Annotated in this window: 15 protein-coding genes; 4 read left to right on the top strand and 11 right to left on the bottom strand. The window is 44.5% G+C overall.

The genetic code is table 11. The features are described from left to right. Nucleotides 1-656: 656 nt before the first annotated feature. Nucleotides 657-1,256, bottom strand: coding sequence for a hypothetical protein (locus tag EV213_RS02130; protein WP_133578818.1), 600 nt, complete (start codon nucleotides 1,254-1,256; stop codon nucleotides 657-659). A gap of 419 nt (nucleotides 1,257-1,675) precedes the next feature. On the opposite strand from EV213_RS02130, the gene EV213_RS02125 reads away from it, so the two are divergent. From EV213_RS02125 to EV213_RS02115, 3 genes are all read left to right on the top strand, one after another. Next, the gene (locus EV213_RS02125; RefSeq protein ID WP_133578817.1) at nucleotides 1,676-3,736 is read left to right on the top strand and encodes a thioredoxin domain-containing protein; all 2,061 of its coding nucleotides are present in this window, start codon (nucleotides 1,676-1,678) and stop codon (nucleotides 3,734-3,736) included. A 425-nt stretch (nucleotides 3,737-4,161) separates the two neighbouring features. Then, nucleotides 4,162-5,448 carry a UDP-glucose dehydrogenase family protein gene (locus EV213_RS02120; protein ID WP_166639124.1) on the top strand — a complete coding sequence of 429 codons (1,287 nt, stop codon included), beginning with the start codon at nucleotides 4,162-4,164 and terminating at the stop codon, nucleotides 5,446-5,448. Between the two features lie 63 nt (nucleotides 5,449-5,511). After that, on the top strand, nucleotides 5,512-6,603 hold the full coding sequence (locus EV213_RS02115) for a hypothetical protein (RefSeq protein WP_133578815.1): 1,092 nt from the start codon (nucleotides 5,512-5,514) through the stop codon (nucleotides 6,601-6,603). 56 nt (nucleotides 6,604-6,659) lie between these two features. On the opposite strand, the gene EV213_RS02110 is transcribed toward EV213_RS02115, so the two are convergent. After that, on the bottom strand, nucleotides 6,660-7,262 hold the full coding sequence (locus EV213_RS02110) for a nitroreductase family protein (RefSeq protein ID WP_133578814.1): 603 nt from the start codon (nucleotides 7,260-7,262) through the stop codon (nucleotides 6,660-6,662). Nucleotides 7,263-7,451: 189 nt separating this feature from the next. Between EV213_RS02110 and EV213_RS02105 the strand changes: the two genes are divergently transcribed. Continuing rightward, nucleotides 7,452-7,799, top strand: coding sequence for a winged helix-turn-helix transcriptional regulator (locus EV213_RS02105; protein ID WP_133578813.1), 348 nt, complete (start codon nucleotides 7,452-7,454; stop codon nucleotides 7,797-7,799). Nucleotides 7,800-8,477: 678 nt separating this feature from the next. On the opposite strand, the gene codA is transcribed toward EV213_RS02105, so the two are convergent. The 9 genes from codA to EV213_RS02060 all read right to left on the bottom strand — a co-directional run bounded on the left by codA (nucleotide 8,478) and on the right by EV213_RS02060 (nucleotide 17,725). Beyond that, nucleotides 8,478-9,746, bottom strand: a complete 1,269-nt coding sequence (codA, locus tag EV213_RS02100) for a cytosine deaminase (RefSeq protein WP_133578812.1) — start codon at nucleotides 9,744-9,746, stop codon at nucleotides 8,478-8,480. Further along, the gene (codB, locus tag EV213_RS02095; protein ID WP_243739953.1) at nucleotides 9,747-11,012 is read right to left on the bottom strand and encodes a cytosine permease; all 1,266 of its coding nucleotides are present in this window, start codon (nucleotides 11,010-11,012) and stop codon (nucleotides 9,747-9,749) included. Between the two features lie 305 nt (nucleotides 11,013-11,317). Beyond that, nucleotides 11,318-12,325 carry an aldo/keto reductase gene (locus EV213_RS02090; RefSeq protein WP_133578811.1) on the bottom strand — a complete coding sequence of 336 codons (1,008 nt, stop codon included), beginning with the start codon at nucleotides 12,323-12,325 and terminating at the stop codon, nucleotides 11,318-11,320. 163 nt (nucleotides 12,326-12,488) lie between these two features. Then, on the bottom strand, nucleotides 12,489-13,115 hold the full coding sequence (locus tag EV213_RS02085; protein ID WP_133578810.1) for a YczE/YyaS/YitT family protein: 627 nt from the start codon (nucleotides 13,113-13,115) through the stop codon (nucleotides 12,489-12,491). Between the two features lie 97 nt (nucleotides 13,116-13,212). Continuing rightward, nucleotides 13,213-14,316, bottom strand: a complete 1,104-nt coding sequence (locus tag EV213_RS02080; protein WP_133578809.1) for a hypothetical protein — start codon at nucleotides 14,314-14,316, stop codon at nucleotides 13,213-13,215. Nucleotides 14,317-14,331: 15 nt separating this feature from the next. Beyond that, nucleotides 14,332-15,576, bottom strand: coding sequence for a hypothetical protein (locus EV213_RS02075; protein ID WP_133578808.1), 1,245 nt, complete (start codon nucleotides 15,574-15,576; stop codon nucleotides 14,332-14,334). Continuing rightward, a complete protein-coding gene (locus tag EV213_RS02070) occupies nucleotides 15,573-16,445 on the bottom strand; it encodes an ATP-binding cassette domain-containing protein (RefSeq protein ID WP_133578807.1) in 873 nt (290 codons plus the stop codon). Before EV213_RS02070 ends, EV213_RS02075 begins: the two co-directional genes overlap by 4 nt. 1 nt (nucleotide 16,446) lies before the next feature. Beyond that, a complete protein-coding gene (locus EV213_RS02065) occupies nucleotides 16,447-17,187 on the bottom strand; it encodes a hypothetical protein (RefSeq protein ID WP_133578806.1) in 741 nt (246 codons plus the stop codon). Further along, nucleotides 17,156-17,725 (bottom strand): RNA polymerase sigma factor, encoded by a 570-nt coding sequence (locus EV213_RS02060; RefSeq protein WP_243739964.1) that lies wholly within the window; start codon nucleotides 17,723-17,725, stop codon nucleotides 17,156-17,158. The genes EV213_RS02065 and EV213_RS02060 overlap by 32 nt, the downstream gene beginning before the upstream one ends. Nucleotides 17,726-17,992: the final 267 nt, after the last annotated feature.

Here is a 17,992-nt window from a genome sequence, read left to right as displayed (position 1 = left end):
GGCGCTTGGCTTCTTGGCGTAAAGTGCACGCCCATAGAGGCTCCATGTCAAGTTGCATTACTGTGTAGGTGCAATTGCAATGTTATGCATTTCTACATTGCCTAACACACCTGCTTCTTTAAAAGATCGTCTTTTATAACGAACTAGACTTCTACACCTTAAATCACGACTGCTGCGTCAAAATACTTCGCTTTCCGCGGGCACGGCTTCAGCTTCCTCGGAAAGCAAGCTTTCCTGCGGGATCTTCAGCTCGCGCTGTTCCCGCAGGAGTCTACGTATGTTGACTACGCTGATGTGTGCTTCTGCGTTTTTATTCATGTCATGTCATAAAATCAGTCCATTATAAAAGATGACACTAGCGAGACTCCAGCGGCAAAGAAAACACGATGAGGTCCTTTCGAATCGATGTTGCACTTTGTACCCGTAGGGTGTATAAGCGGGCTAAGCGAGACCCCACAGAGCGCGTATGAAGTGACCCCCGATATTTTAAAAAGCAACTACAACATTGGATTGTAGCTTTACCCATTGATATCTAAGGCGTGCCTGCCAAATAAAAGGTGCGAAAGTTGAGTTTATCATGAATAGGTAGTAAAAATATCTTGATATTGAAAAGAGAAGTGTGTGCTGCGCTAGTGGCTTATTTTACATAACCTATATCAGCTTTCGTTAATTTTTCGAATGAATTCATTTTTATCTAGAACTTGAGAACCATGATTAATATAAGGATTTTTATTTTTTGTTTCTACTTCAATAGTGTTGAATTCTTCTGAGGGTCCTAGCATTTTCACAATCGTATCGTCATCAATGACTTTGAACATGCCAGTTGCTTCTCCAATGATCCAATAATCTGATTTTGAACCTTTCGTTTCTTTCAAGAACAGAATATATGTTTCGCCAGGCTTAAAGAGTTCTAAATGATTTACAGTCCATTCACTATTCCCTTGTTGCTTAAGAGTGATCGTACTTACATTTTGATTTGTCGACGGGTTTTTGTATATATTGTTCACTTCGGCACTAAATACTGTGTACGGAAGAGGCTTTACATCAACTTCTTCCTTTTTTTCTTTGATAATAACTTCAGCGATTAAATCAGCATCTGAAATTGCTTTTTGAAATTTAAAAGGTATTAGATCAGCCTCTATTCCAGCGGGCTGTTCATTCACCTCGGATGATGTTGCCCTTTGAGACTCATGGTTTGCTTGTCCGCAGCCAACCATGAGTCCAGAAAATAACAGGAACAATCCTATTCTCTTCATTAGAAAGCGCCTCCCTCTCTATATTTATTAACCACCGCCATGTCGAAATCAGAGAAGTGAATGTATTGGCATCTATATGTCTGCATAATATTTACATCATTTCAACAGGTGATCAAATAATGGCGGTCAAACAAGCATGCATCTAAATCTCTCCTCACCATTTCATCTCAAACATTCTAGAAAAATCGCTTCAATGCTGTATTCAATTCAATTTCATTTCTTCTTCCATCATTTTCATATATAGTGTGACTATCTTCAAAAGGCTATTTAATATAAGTCAATTTTGGTTTAGTTTATTATGTCGTTATAGCCTCTGAGTTTTTAAAGAATTATTTGATACAATAGGATTCCATCCTTTAAGTAATGAAAACCGGCAGAGATATCGCACACATTGACTTTAGATAAAGGAGATGTTGCCAATGACAGCTCAAAAAAAAGCCAATAAACTACTGAATGAAAAATCCCCATACTTACTCCAGCATGCATATAACCCTGTCCAGTGGTTTCCATGGGGAGAGGAGGCTTTTAAGAAGGCAAAAGCGGAAGGGAAGCCCGTTTTCCTTTCTATCGGTTATGCCACTTGCCATTGGTGCCACGTTATGGAAAGAGAATCGTTTGAGGACGAAGAGGTGGCAGCGCTGTTGAATGAGCATTTCATCGCCATTAAAGTAGATCGAGAGGAACGTCCCGACATTGATCAGCTCTACATGAATTTCTGCCAACGAATGACAGGGCATGGTGGCTGGCCGTTAACAATTTTGGCAACCCCGACGCAGAAGCCATTCTTCGCTGGGACATATTTTCCAAAGTACGAGATGTCTGGACGAACGGGACTGCTTTCTTTGCTTTCAAGAATGGCACAGGGTTGGAAGGAAGAGCAGGAGACGATTGAACAGTTTGCTCAGGAGATGTTGGACGAACAATCGTCAACAGAACTAGCTCCTGTAGCCTTTAATCAAGGTGTTTTTCAAAAAGCTTTTGACGTCTTGACCTGTACATTCGATGAGACCTATGGAGGCTTTGGCGATGCGCCTAAATTTCCGTCCCCCCACCAGCTGTCGTTTCTCATCGCCTATGGCAAGAACACGGGTGAAGACCGCGCTGTGCAAATGGTGGAAACGACATTAAAAGGCATGTACAACGGTGGTTTGTTCGATCATATTGGTGGTGGCTTTTCACGATATTCAGTAGATGAGAAATGGCTCGTGCCGCATTTTGAGAAAATGCTGTATGACAATGCATTGCTAAGCATTGCTGCGATTGAAACGTACCAAGCTACTGAAGATCAGCAATATGCTGACATTGCACACGCCATTTTCGCCTACGTGAAGCGTGAAATGACAAGTGAGCAAGGCGCCTTTTTTTCAGCGGAGGATGCCGACTCTGAAGGAGAGGAAGGACGTTATTATGTGTGGACACCGAGTGAGGTCACTCGTGTTCTTGGACAAAGAGAAGGAGAAACTTTTTGTCGCTTGTACGGCATTTCCGAAGATGGGAACTTTGAAGGAAAAAGCATTCCGAATCTGCTCAATGTCGACTGGGAAGAAGAAGCAAAGGACCGCGAATTATCTGAGCAAGGTCTAAAAGAGCACGTAAAGGAGTGGCGCGATCTATTGCTTGCAGCGCGATCAGCCCGTGTACCGCCACTGAAGGATGACAAAGTGCTTACCTCGTGGAACGGCTTGATGATTGCTGCGTATGCAAAGGCAGGGAAGGTGCTGCAGTCAGAGGATTATATTCAGGCTGCCAAGCGAGCAGATGACTTTCTATGGACTCAGCTGCGACGGGAAGACGGTCGTTTAATGGCACGCTATCGGGATGGCGATGTGGCGCATCTCGCGTACCTTGATGATTATGTCGCCTACTCATGGGGACTCATTGAGCTATATGAAGCCACTTTTGACCACGATTACCTTATTCGTGCGCTTGAGCTGACTCAGGACTTGCTGCGATTGTTTTGGGATGAGAACAATGGAGGCTTTTATTTTTACGGCGAGGACGGGGAACAGCTGCTTCAGCGACCAAAGCCAGGCTTTGATGGCGCCATGCCTTCAGGGAACGGCATGGCGGCGGCCAATATTCTAAGACTCTCCAAGCTTACAGGCAATATCGAGCTGCAAGGCTATGCCCAAACGCTTTCTCAAGCCTTTGGTCAGGAGGTTAAGCAGGCACCTCACGGGTTTACCTCGATGCTGCGATCACTATATTATGCGACAGAGCGTTCAAGAGAAATTGTTATCGTTGGTGTTCGTGGAGAAGAAAAATTAGAGGCTTTGCTGCAATTGGCACAGACGACGCAACGCCCAGGCGATGTCCTTTTGTTTAAAGATATGAAAAAGGCTGATCTGAGTAAGGTCGCTCCGTTTACCGCTGAACATAATATGATGAACGACGAGCCTACATTGTATGTTTGTGAAAATTTCTCCTGTCAGATGCCACTCACAGGAAAAGAGGCAATGGACGTCTTAACATCGCGATAGGTTGACAAAGGACTGTCTCAGAAGTCATCAAGATGACTTCTAGGGCAGTCCTTTCTTTTTTCTATAATAAAATTCTAAAATTCTTCCTACCCCCTCTACCATACCTTTTGTTTTCTCCTGTTAAAGTCTTTCTTAAACTGTTTGACAAATTTCTTAAACGATAGAGTCAATAATACCAGTGTTAGTTCAAAAGTTCGTTAAAAAGAACGATATCCAGGTGTGATAAAACGACAATTTTCCCAAAAAAAACTTGAACGATTCTTGATGTGACTATTGATTGAAAAATATTACAATAAGGGTATGTAGAATTAGTAAGGTGATAGTTCGTACGTAACTGTTTTTTTTAGAGAACGGTCATCATCGTCATTTAATTTATTAAATTAGGATGAATTTGTACCTAACTTTTAAAAGGAGTGTCACATTCATTGAATATAGCGGTGATTGGTACAGGCCATATCGGTTTAACAACAGGAGTGGCTTTTGCAGATGTCGGACACGATACAACTTACATTAATATTGAAGCAAATCATAACGACATGAAACGCCTTCGGGAAGGAACCGTCCCTTTTTATGAACCTGATCTGGAGCTGCTGCTTATGAAAAACATGACAGCTGACCGGTTTCGGATGACAGATCACCTGTTTGAGATTGAAGCAGAGGTTCTTTGCCTCGCTTTGGATATGCCACATGAAGCGGAGCTGGTTGCCCTCGCTGAACAAGTATGTGAAGCATTGCCAAATTGCGCTGTTTTAATGATCAAAAGCACTGTTCTCCCTGGCACGTGTGAAGCGCTGCAAGAAAAACTGTTGGCCCAAGGGCACCGTACGGAAGTCGTCTACAGTCCGCATTTCATGAGAAAAGGCTCGGCCGTGCGCGATACGTTTAAAGCAGATCGCATTCTTCTCGGCATGTCCTCTCACCGAGTGGCTGAACAAATGCAAAGGCTCCATGCGGCTTTTGACATTCCGTTATATGAAACAACTCTACGAAATGCTGAAATGATTAAATATGCAACAAGTGCTTTTTTAGCAACAAAGGTGAGCTTCATTAATGAAATCGCGCAGCTTTGTGAAGGAATTGGAGCAGATATTGAAGCAGTCACTGAAGGCCTCTCCTTGGACGGGCGTATTGGAGGCGCTTACTTACAGGCGGGTATTGGCTATTCTGGCTCAGGTCTTGCGAAAGACACGAGCGCACTCGCCATGCTTGCTCACATGAATGAGATTGATATGCCTGTGCTTAAAGCTGTCCTTGAAGTCAACGAGAATCAAGTGCAAGCCTTTGTCGAAAAGGCGAAGGATTGTGGTGCATTGAAGGGAAAGCGAGTTGCTTTGCTTGGCCTTACTTATAAAGCCAATACAGACGACTTGAGTGAGACGCCGGCTCTGACGGTCGCCAATACTTTATTGTCAGAAGGCGCCGAAGTCATTGGTTACGATCCGGTAGCCATAGAGAGTGCGAAAAAAATGATGCCGAACGGCGTCCTCTTCGGACGTACGATTGCGGAAACGGTGAACCAATGTGATTTGGCGATGATTTTAACAGATGGGCTAGAAATTGAAGCGTTCCCGCTTAATGACTACAAGCACTTTATGAAAACGCCAGTCCTATTGGATGGTCGGAATGTTCACTGTCCAGTGGAAGCTGAAGGAGCTGGAATTCACTACATATCTATTGGGAGGAACGAGGTGTCAGATAGTTTTGTTCCTTAATCGTAAAGGAAGCAAGAGGATTGGTTTGATGTGTAAGCGAGAAGAAGGGAGGCCGAAAGGGTTATGAAACACATTGTTTATTATGTATCTGATCAAGGAGGCGTCCATGCGAGGCGAAGCGTTGTTCTTATTAACGCCCTCCTTGAAGCAGATCTTCAGCTGTGTGTGACGATTGTCGTGAGTGAATCTGATCGGTACATTCGTAGAAGGTTGTATATGTTCAAAGAGCGTATTGTCTTTCGCACAATCCCTATGACGATTGGGTATGTGACAGCGGACAATGGGTTTGACTATGATCTCTGGAAAATGAAGGAGCGGCTAGCAGAGTACCAAGAGGTTTGGCCCGCTTTATGGCAAACGGAAGCTGCTTACTTGAAAGAGTGTCGACCAGCGCTTGTCATCAGTGACATTGATCCAGTTGCATTACAGGCGGCGTCCATAGCAAAGGTTCCATCCATTGGCATTTCCCATCATACGTGGTTTTCGACGTTTAGGGATATGGGGTTTGAACAGCTCGACTTTATGCAAAATGCCTATGAATCAATGACGCATTGGATAGGGTTGGCAGGCAATAATGAGAAGGACTGGGGAAGAGAATCGTCGCAGCAAATAGTGTGGTTTGGCAAATGCATAAACGATAAACGAGTGAGGCGTTTACGAAAACGCTGGTTGTCAAAAACGGATAAAAAGCAAATCGTTTTCATCGGTCTTGGCGATGAAGTTGGCCATGTGAAGCTCCCCACACAATGGGCAAAGATGGAAAACGCTGTGTTTGTTGTTTCTTCAGGTCGTTTAACAGGAGACGCCAATGTTGTCCCTGTCCCAAAATTCGAACGATTTCCTGAGGATTATATAGCGGCGAGTGACTGGATGATCTGTGAGCCACGGTGGAATCTAGTTGCAGATGCTGTTTTGGCTGGTGTGCCTTCTCGACTTATCGGCAGAGAGCAGGTGGCTGAGGATCGTCAGCTTTGTCAGTTGATTGAAGCAGAGCATTTAGGCAAAGGTCATCTTATTACGTCTTGGAACCAATTTGCGGAAGAGCCTTTTACGGCGCCTCCGAGAAGGATTTCTGAATGTGATAATCAGTTGCCTGAGCTACTCCACTGGATCCAGGAACGCTTGCATCTCTCGCAAATGCAACCACATAGTTAAAAACCTCAAGGGCAGAATAGATGCCCTGAGGTTTTTTCTGTGTAATCTGGTAAGAGTTACGATTTATGAATCTTTACGCGAGCGTCGATTGGTTGGAAATTTTTTTCTCCAGGCGCTGCTGTAGGTTTACCAAACGGCATTTGCGCACGTAGCTTCCATGTGTTTGGGATGTCCCATTCCTGAGCCACCTGCTCGTCAATCAGTGGGTTGTAATGCTGAAGTGATGCCCCAAACCCTTCGAGCTCAAGTCCTGTCCATACGGCAAGCTGATGCATGCCAGAGGATTGATCAGACCAAATAGGAAAGTTGTCGGCAAATAGGGCGAATTGCTCTTGGAAGTCACGAACGACGTCTTGCTCTTCAAAGAACAGTACAGTTCCATAGGCTGCTTTAAAACCGTCCATTCTTTGCTGTGTACCTGAGAAATCGCCATCACCAACGACCACTTTTAACACGTCTGTTGTAATGTCCCAAAGCTTGTCGTGATCGCCGCCAAGAAGGATGACAACACGTGCCGTTTGAGAATTAAATGCAGAAGGTACATGTTTCACAGCATGCTTTACGACTTCCTCAATTCGCTCATCTGAAACGACATGATCTTTATTTAAGCCATAATAAGAACGACGATTTTCTAATGCACCAAAAAAGTCTTTACTCATGTATAAACCTCTCCTTTTATAAAATCTCTACAATTACAGTTTACCCACGGACTCAAAAGATTAAAAGTACGCACTTTTATGTGGTTTAGTATCGTGAAGGAAACTACCCTTCAGAATCAATTCGTTTTGAATGTACATAAGGTGGGTGGTATAGTGGTTGTAAAGAAACTGTAAAGAGGAGGCGTTGGTGTGGAGACGTGCAAAGCAGATACGGCATTAGATATTCTGGTAGGGAAGTGGAAGCATAAAATTTTGTTTGAACTTTCAAAGCATGAGGTGATGCGTTTTAATGAGTTGAAACGAGCCATCCCAGGAATTACTCAGAAAATGCTGACCTCTCAACTACGCGAGCTTGAATCCCACGACATAGTTCAACGAAAAGTGTATTCGCAAATACCGCCAAAGGTGGAGTATAGCGTCACTACGTACGGCAGAACCTTGGACCCGATTCTTCACGCCATGCATTCATGGAGCGAAACTCATATTGATCGAATGAATGAAAAAGAGGCAGATGAAGCAAAAGCTGTCCAATCATAAATATGAAACGCCCACCTAGAGGAATCAAGGGGGCGTTTTTTTCATTTGCTAAAAAAGCTATTTTCATCCAAAGAGATGGACAAATAAATGATGAGAGGTTAGTGCCCCATCAGGTAACGTAGATCTTAGGCTTTTTACCCTCTATACGAGACCGAGCCACAATAAAACAATGTACGCAAAAACAAACATCAGCGTAGTCAACATACGTAGACTCTAGTGGGATCAGCGCGAGCTGAAGATCCCCTCGGAAAGCCTGCTTTCCGAGGAAGCTGAAGCCGTGCCCCACAGTAAAGAAAACACGATGAGGTACTCTCGAATCGATGTTGACCTTATACCCTTTAGGGTGCAAGCGAAGTATGTTGACGGAGCGGTCGTCATTCCCGTGCACCCTAGCGCATAAAGAACTCGGCGTATTTTCATTGCTGCTGGAGTCTCACTAATCGTTGCTTTTGGTTATTGTAAAGAACGAATGAAATGAAGTATACCTTGTTGGTTCAAGTTCGACCATAACCAACGAAGGGAGTGGAAAGGGCACTAGCTCCTATAAGTATAGGAACAGCCCCTTTATATAAGACGAAACAACTTAATCAAAGGTCATTACCAACACTAAGAATGACAACAGTCCAGACATTTCTGGCAAACTGATTCTATCTAACCGGGAAGAATAAAGCTCACAGGTCAAAGTGTATAATGAATGGCCTCCGATTTTTCACCTAATGAAATGGACGTTTCGGCTGGCTTCGTCTCTGCAATTACACGCCCATGACGGACCGAGTAGAGAACTGGTGCTTGCTTGCGGATGAGCGTGAATTCATCGTCGGCATCAACAACGATAAAGTTGGCAGGTTTGCCTTGTTCAATGCCGTACTGGTCGGTGATGTGCAATGTTTTTGCACTGTTGGTCGTAATAAAATCAATCGATTGCTTGATTTGTTCATACCCCATCAAATGGCAGGCATGCAAACCAAGGTGGAGCACCTGCAGCATGTTTCCTGTCCCTAAAGGATACCACGGGTCAAAAATATCATCATGACCAAAGCAGACATTTAATCCGGCTTCATTCAGTTCCTTTACGCGTGTAATGCCACGGCGTTTTGGATACGTATCAAAACGTCCCTGCAAGTGAGTGTTCACAAGTGGATTGGCTACAAAATTCAAATCGGCCATGCCAAACACGCGCATAAGCTTAGCGACATAGGCGTTGTTGTAGGAATGCATGGCTGTCGTATGGGACGCAGTCACACGCTCCTTCATCCCAGTTTGATACGCTTGTGCCGCAACTACCTCAACAAAACGAGATTGTTCATCATCCGTTTCGTCACAATGAAAATCAAGCAGTTTGTCGTATTTTTCTGCGAGCTCAAACGCGATCTCGATAGATTGAACGCCCATCTCGCGCGTCATTTCAAAGTGAGGGATACCACCAACTACATCAGCCCCTAAGCGAATAGCTTCTTCAAGCAATTCTCGTCCGTTCGGATAGGAAAGGATGCCTTCCTGAGGGAAAGCCACGAGCTGTACATCAATGTAGGGCTTCATGTCTTCTTTAACCTCAATCAATGCTTTCATCGCGGTCAAGGACTCATCAGTCGTATCAACGTGTGTTCGCACATGCTGGATACCTTGCGCAATTTGCCATTTTAATGCTTTCGTAGCTCTTTCCTTCACATCCTCATGTGTGACGGTCGCTTTTCGCTCAGACCAACGTTGGATGCCTTCAAAAAGCGTTCCAGACAGGTTCCATGCTGGGTCGCCAGCCGTCATCGTCGTATCGAGATGAATATGGGGCTCAATAAAAGGAGGGAGGACAAGCTTGCCTTCCACATCCAACACGTCGTCGCCTTCCTTCGGTTCAATCGTCGCTGCAATTCGTTGGAAGATCCCGTTAGACACTTCAATATCCCACAGACCATCCTTGTGACGGAGTTTCGCTCGTTTAATAATCATTTATCTAACCTCTTTCATTGATGATCGTTGTGCTGACGGCTTGTCGAATACTTTGGCTAAGACAACATAACTTACAGCCGCGCCAAGCATAGAATAGAGCGGCGCAATGCCAGGGATGAATAGCGCACAAAGGACACCGATGGCCCAAGCGAGAATGGCTTGCCAGCGCACGACTTGAAAAGAGTGGTGTTCTAGGGCCGCATAGCGCTTTGCGCGACAAAAATAATAATCCGCGATAATAATGGCACCAATAGGTGGGAGAGTCATATTAAGAAAGCCGAGCCAGCTAATAAAATTGTTGTACAGCCACATGGCCATCAATGTGCCAAATAACCCATTCACAATGACGAGCTTTTTCTTCGCGATTTTGGTGATGTTTGAAAAACCAAGCCCAGAGGCATACAACGAGTTGTCATTGGTCGTCCAGATGTTCAGCCCAAGAATAATGATGGCAGGCAAAATCAATCCTTGAGTAAACATCACCTCGGAAATATCCGATTTACCAGTGGCAATGGTACCGACAGCACCGAAGAGGAACATGAGCGAGTTGCCGAGAAAGAAGGCAATCAGCGTCGTAGATACGGCGATTTTCTTCGTCTTGGCAAAGCGGGCAAAGTCAGGTGTCAGCGTTCCTCCACTAATAAAGGAGCCTAGACAAATGGCAATGGCAGCTGCATACGTCAATGTTTCTGTTGGCTGATAGGCGAACAGTTCATTCACTCCGCCCATCGTGTTGACCGCGCTGCCGACAGAGATCGTTCCAAGGATGGCAATGGCAGGTACAGCGACAAAGCTGAGCGCGGTTAAGGCTTTAATGCCTAAATACGCAGTAGCCGTCATCAATGCCCCAGAGACGATAATAATGATCCAAATGTTCCACCCAGTGACCGTTTGGACAGGAACAGAAAACATCATCACCCCGACACCAAACCAGCCAATTTGTGTAATAGAAAGGAGGAAGGATGGGAGGTACGATCCTTTTTCACCAAATGAGTACCTTGTGAGAAGGTGCGTGGAAAGACCTGATTTTGCGGCGATATTTGCCAATAGTCCTGTGTATGTACCGAGAATAAGATTCCCGATTAATACGGTGACAATAAAATGAGAGAAGGACAATCCTTGCCCTAATGTCCCCCCTGCGAGCATACTCGCTGAGAAAAATGTAAAACCGACCATGAGCATAAACATTTTCCAAAACCCTCGGCCCGCCGACGAAGGCACTGCTTGAAGTTCAAAATCCTGATCCTGTAGTTTTTTCTGCGACACCCTGTCCACTCCATTCTGTAGTAAGCTCCGTAAAAAAAGCCCGGGAAGAATCATAAGATTCTTCACCGGACTTTTCCTTCCAGTCGGAGCATTGTCTAATGCCGCCTTCCCGGACCAGTCTGCATAAAAGCACGGAACCCTGAAAGGCATGTATAAGCGATGTATAAAGATAGCATATATTCAAAGATCAACAAACGGTTCTGGCAGACAATCTACCAAGGAATGTGTTGCTAAAACACACCGTTGTTTATCATACAATATTCTCGCTATCTTGTGAATGGGAACGATTGGTGTCGCCGTAAGATTTAACTGGTGGCAAAGCTCGTCGACAGCCGCTTCTCGGGAATTTCTCTGCCTCTGGACGCATGGTATAACCAGTTCCACTCGCCCCGAGTCAGTCGCAATGTTTTCGCATCCTCACATGCACGGATACGATCTGCATTAATGGTTCCAATGACCGGCTGAATGTTGGCAGGGTGCGTCATCAGCCACGAGAGTACGATTGATTCCGGCGTCGTGTTTTTGTCTGCGGCCATTTGCTTCACAAGTTTTGCCGTATTCACGACGGCTTCAGGCTGATCAGCGAGCGAAGCACCAGAAGACAGCCCTTGTGAGAGTGGTCCCCAAGATTGAAGCTGAATGTTTTCTAAGCGATGGAATTCCATCGTACCATCCGGAAACGTGTTGTCCTTCGCCTGCTGTTGGTTCACATAGATGCCGGTATGAAGGAAACCTGTTTTAAGCAAACTTAATTCGAGTTGGTTGGCCACTAGAGGCTCGTCCCAATACGACTGTAGCAATTTGATCTGCCCGTGGTTCATGTTGGACACACCGAAATGGCGAACTTTCCCCGCCTCTTTAAGCGTTCGAAATGCAGACGCCACCTCTTCAGGGTCCACAAGGGGATCAGGGCGATGCAAGAGAAGGATATCAATGTAGTCTGTGCCTAGCCGTTTAAGTATGCCATCAACACTTTGTAAAATATGAGATTTACTAAAATCATAGCGATGCGGTCCTTCTTCATCTTCAAAGCGAATGCCGCACTTGGATTGTAGAATGATGTTGTCTCGCAAACTTGGATTCTCCCTAAGGACATCACCAAAAATAATTTCAGCCTTTCCGCTTGAATAGATATCCGCATGATCAAACATATTAATGCCGATGTCTAGCGCAGCTTCAATTGCTGCGTGACCATCTTTTATCTGTTCTGACGTGATCGGGCTGTCATCCCAGGCACCACCCATTCTCATACACCCAAGCACGATCTGACTTGCATTAACGCCATGAACGGTTTTTAGTGGAAACGAACTCATCTTCTTCCTCCTTTTCGAATTGAAAGAATCTTCATTTATTTACTATAGCACCTGTGGCGTTAAATAACAAAAACAAGAGCTGCAACTATGGTTTCTGTGGCGTGGACAATGTGGAGTATGCGAAGAGTTACGATACCAAAAAAACCGTCCTATGGTTTATTCATCAATCCAGAGGAACGGTTTTTTGATTTTTTATTGATAACTTGATATCCAGTTGTTTGGCCAATGGTGTAAAACCGCTAAGCAACGGTCCGCCAAGTAGGACGATCAGAATGGTTCCTATCCCAATTGGTCCGTGAAAAAACAAGGCAAGCAATAAAAACACAAGACTGAGTAGATTTTTACAATACAACAAACGCATGCCGGTGATTTTTTTAATAAGAAGCATTAAGCGATCAATCGGTATCGGGGCAATGTTCGTGTGCAAATAGAGAGCTGTTCCAAAACCCATGATAATAAGCCCCATGCCAAAAAGAATGAAGGTGCTTAGTCCTGCAGATGGCCACTCAATCGGAGATAACATCAACAGCCAGAGATCTATGAAAACACCAGTGATCAATGCGGTCACAAGCGCTAAAAATTCAGGTCTTTGCTTGCTCAGGAACGCATTAAGTCCGATGAGCAAGAGGGCAATAATGACCTCCCAGCTTCCGGGAGTTAAGCCGACCGTTTTGGACAGTCCGACAAGCAAGGCATCAAACGGAGATGTGCCTAAGCTGGAACGAATCGTTAAAACAATGCCACAGGTCAAAAACAACAAGCCAATAATGAAAATAACGAAGCGCTTCATACTATTCCTCATTTGCTCATTAAAATACAAACCAGATAATAGTATAAGCGCTTCTCCGTCCCAATGTACAGGCACTTAGGAAAAATAGCGCAATCGTCTAGCGCACATCCAAGGATCTGTCACGTCGGGTGATCGTTATCAAAGCGATGCCACTGCCGAGAAGGAGAACGGCGTAAAGACTAACGGTCAGTAGCGTCGGCTGGTATTCCGTAAATAAATACTCCATTAACATCGCATTGGCAAGCACAATCATCACTGTTGCTACTGGGACCAGCACTCCGAGTAAGCCCAGATAGCTGGCGACAAATCGGGAAACAATGGCCGCCAGCCATGCAGCACTAAGCGAAAGCAAATAAGTGCCTATGATTGTAATGACAATGTACTGAATGAACGTAAGGTCGAACAGAAACAAATGGCTTTGGATAAAGGAGTTCAAGTTGACATGCAAATAAGGATCAACATCTTCTTGAAAATAAAAGAAGAAAAATAGACCTAATTGCAGTGTGGTGACAACCAAAGCCATACATGTAACAGCCCATGCCTTTGCGGCTTGAATTCGTCTTCCCGTCTCACTAGTGAATTGCAGAGGAAGAAGGCGCTCCTTTTTATCACGGAAGTACACGGGTGCCGCTAAGATAAACACAGAAAGCAACACCATAATCACAACGTAACCGATGACCGTATTGTAATTAGTATAAATAAAATAAGGAAAAATGCTCGTGTGATCAAGCTTTCTTTCCAGAATTTCCAGTTCGTAAAATTCAATCATGTGTTGATAGGACTGTATTTTCCATGATAGTAGTTCTCCGTTTTCACCTAACGCTTGTTCATAAATGGATTTATAATCAATACCAAGTTGAATCTGAGAAGGACTTTCGGCTTCTCTATCTCGGTAGTCAATATACCCGTCAAATCCTGTCTTTCTAAATGCTTCATTCGATAATAATAAAGCATCCATTTCATCAATAGTACGTTGATAATCGTTTTTTAACTCATGAAATTCTTCTTCATTCAATTCTTTACCATATTTCTCGTAGGCTTCTGTAACAACTAAATGCGTTGCTATGTCATTCGGTCCATTCAAAAAATATTCAAAATAAAAATCAACATACAGCACATACCATAACGCGCTGAAGGCAACGACAATGGCGACGAGCTTCCAGGCAAATTGTTTTTTGAGTTCATGCCAAAAGACAGCCATAGGATTCCCCTCCTTTCACAGATGTTGGCGTTGAAACCGACGCATCGATAACCATAGAGCGACGCCTAGACACAAGCTCCATCCAAACAACGTGGTGAGCTCGTAATATTGGCTAGCCGTGAATACACCGTTGGCCATCCACCAAATGTGAGGGTTCATCACGAGCCAAAATGGGGTGTAGCCTGTATAAAACAGCAGCGCAGACGATGTTGAACTCAGCAAAGGAGTGACAACGCCAATGCCGAAAATCAAAGAAAAGACGAAAAAAACATAGTAGGTGTTGCGAATAAACACGGCGAGCAGCGCAGCCAACCCAAAGAAAATGAACTGACATGCGACAAGGCACGCATAAAAAAGCAGCAAATACTGCGAAAACGATAATGGCCACCAGGAAATATAGGGCATCATCGACGATGAGCGATTGAAATAACTGCTGATCGGTACATTTACCAAAGCAGAATAATCAATACCGATGAAGACCATCATCCAAGTAATGACAGGCACAATCATACTAAACACGCTTACAAACAGAGCGGCTATGCCAACCTTTCGCCGTAGTAGCTTCCGCCCTGTTTTCGTACTGTACACGACTTGGGCAGTTTTTTCTTCAAATTCATAGTTGATCAATCGGCTTGTAATCAAAACAGTCAGGATCATCAGTTCAAAAATAAGGAGCTGGCCAACTTCTTTAAATAAAAAGCTATGCGGCTTGTATATTGGCCCCCAATAAAATAAATGCTTGTGTTCCTTATTAGCAACGAGCTCATCCACACGTTTTTGAATCGATTCGCTTTGTTGTAAGGCGAGCTTTTGTGCAGAGTCTGTTAAGCCAAATTGGGCGACGGCTCCCGCCATAGATTCCGCTACGGAAAAGTTTTCGTAGATGGGATCTATGCTTCGGGCGATTTCAAGATACAGGGTAAGGAATTGGAGCTGATGCACTCGTTCAGTTTCTTCAGAAGTGAGCTCCATGACATGGGCTTTTATAAAATCAGTGGGATGATCAAAATGCTTCGGATTTTCAACGAGAGAATTCATCCATGCGAGCTCAGTCGTCTGATCAAGTTCCATCGCCTTCATCATCTCGTTATCAATTGTTGTCCCATAGGTCTCCATAATGGACGCCATGTCGGAAAATCCCTCTGAATGCCGATCAACATACGACCAAATATAAAGACCGTTGACGATCATGAAAAAGACAAGCAACCCCCACAGAACAATAGAGGAGCTCACCTTTCGTGCCTCGTACCAAAGCCTCATAGCGGAGTCCCATCTTCTTCATATTCAAAGAGAAACACGTCTTCAAGCTGTGGATCAACTGGTCGCCATGCTGGGAGGGCAGCTTGCTTTGATACAAAGCGGAAGCTGTAGAAGTCTTGTGAAACACGTTCAGAGAGAACAGAATGCTTTTGTCGAAAGACGTCGGCTTCCTTCGTGTTTATGTCTGCTTCAAACAGATGGCCCTCGAGTGTTGCACAGATCGCTTCGTTGCTGGCTTTATAGAGCAGCTGGCCCGATTTTAGCATAATAATTTCATTCGCTATAAACGCAACATCAGAGACGATATGAGTTGAAACGATAATGATGCGATCGGTTGCCAGCGATGTGAGCAGCTTTCGAAAGCGGGCTCTTTCTTTAGGATCAAGGCCGGCTGTTGGTTCGTCTAAGATGAGGATTTTCGGATCGTTTAACAATGCCTGAGCAATTCCAACGCGTTGGATCATTCCTCCAGAGAAGGTTTTCATTTTTCTTGACTGGACGTCACGTAAACCAACCGCTTGAAGCACTTCGGGGATGCGCTGCTGTGCGTCTTTTCTAGACATCCCCTTAAGAGCAGCGAGATAGGTTAAATATTTGTCTGGCGTATCGTTTTTGTAGTAGCCAAACTCCTGAGGCAAATAGCCTAAGAGATCACGATACTGCTCGTCCAGCGTTGTAATAGGGGAACCGTTGTATTCAATCTGCCCACGTGTTGGAAACAACAACGTCGTGAGCATTTTTAACAGTGTCGTTTTGCCAGCTCCATTTGGTGCCAGTAAACCGTAAACACCATGTGTAAACTCAATGGAAATGTTTTCGAGAGCTGTCAACGTCCCATAAGTTTTTGTGACTTGCTTCACTGAAAGCATATTAGACAGCCTCCTTTGTTTGTTTGGTGATTAGAAAGCCTTTCAGGGAAAAAAGAAACAAGAGCAAGGCAGCTACACTGGCTAGGCTTAACACATAGGCAGGTAACGAGCCCAACACTGTGAGAAAAAAGGTTGGCGCCTTCTGGGAGAGCCAAATTGAACCACCCATCCAACCAAAGCTTAATAGCACGACACGGAAAACCGATGTAAGCATACCAGGGAGTAAAAGTGTCAAACTTGCAAAAAAGAACAACGACGCGACTGACAAGAGCAGCGCTTTGCCTTCATGGACATCACTCGCTTGGCTGACAACAATCACGAATGCGCTGTTCACTAAAAGCGCAAACAGGCTAAAAAGAAGCATGCGACAGATCGCCAATTGAATCACGGTAAACCTACACACGCGTTCAATATCGAAGCCTGGTGTTTTCGTCTTGTAAACATAAAACAAGGTCACAAGCACGATGTAGGTTAGAGGAGCCAATGCACATATCCAGCCATACAGAAGTGATGCCGGGAACATTGCGCTACCAATGGTGAAGGCACCAAAAACGGTCAACATAAGTAGGGTGACGACGATGGAATAAATAATTTCAGCCCCGTCGCGAAAGAGGTGACGTAAGCCAATATGATGATAAAGGATCGACAGTGTCTCACGGAATGAAGTACGCTTCGGCAGTCCCCTTTGCACGATTTGATTAATCTGATCATCAATCGTTTGAGCATCCAGCTTGTCGTTCATGCGTCATTGCCCCCATCTCTTTTTTGATCTTACGTAACGCAGCGTAATATTTTGATTTTACGGTGGATTCATTTAGCTCTAGAGTGGCAGCAATTTCTAAAAACGTATCGCCTCTAAACACCTTTTGGCTTACGATACGCTGGCTTGTTTCCTCAATTGAAAGGAATACCTCCATCGCAAGCTCTGCCTGTTCCTCTGTATCAATGGAAACATCGTGAGACGCTGCGTCAGGCTCCCATTCGGGATGTAGCTCGTCTGTTCGTCTCGATTGCTTGTGAAATTTTGAGCGGTAATAGTCGATCAGTCTGGATTTAGCGACTTTGTAAAGCCACGTACGAAAGGAGGAGCGGTAGGAAAAATTGTGGATGCCCTTGAGCATAGAAATAAAAATTTCTTGCGTAATGTCCAAAGCAAGCTCCTGATCCATCATTTCCTTGTAAACAAAAGAGTAGATTTCATTGTAATAGTGGCGAACAAGCAGATCAGCCGCTTCCTGACTTTGCTGCTTCTTAATCGCTTTGATCCATTTACGCTCCATGCTGTTCAATGCACATCACTTCCATCATTTTTCATCTAGGCTCATTAAGGTAGGCGAAGGGGAGGGGGGAATAGTTTTAGTGGAATGAGAAATAGTTTTAGTGTGCACCTTGGCCAAAAGTGCGCGCTCACAGCTTTGAAGTGCTTGGTTAAGCGACATAAGTGCTCGGCTAACGCAATAAACTGTGCGGCTATGGTGTCAAACTGCTCGGTTAAGCCGAAACTGCGCGCTCACAGCTTTGAAGTGCTTGGTTAAGCGACATAAGTG

Origin of the sequence: Aureibacillus halotolerans, assembly GCF_004363045.1 — a bacterium.
GTDB classification, from domain to species: domain Bacteria; phylum Bacillota; class Bacilli; order Bacillales; family DSM-28697; genus Aureibacillus; species Aureibacillus halotolerans.
The sequence above is the reverse complement of the archived record's forward strand: the minus strand, read 5'-3'. Positions and strand labels throughout refer to the sequence as shown.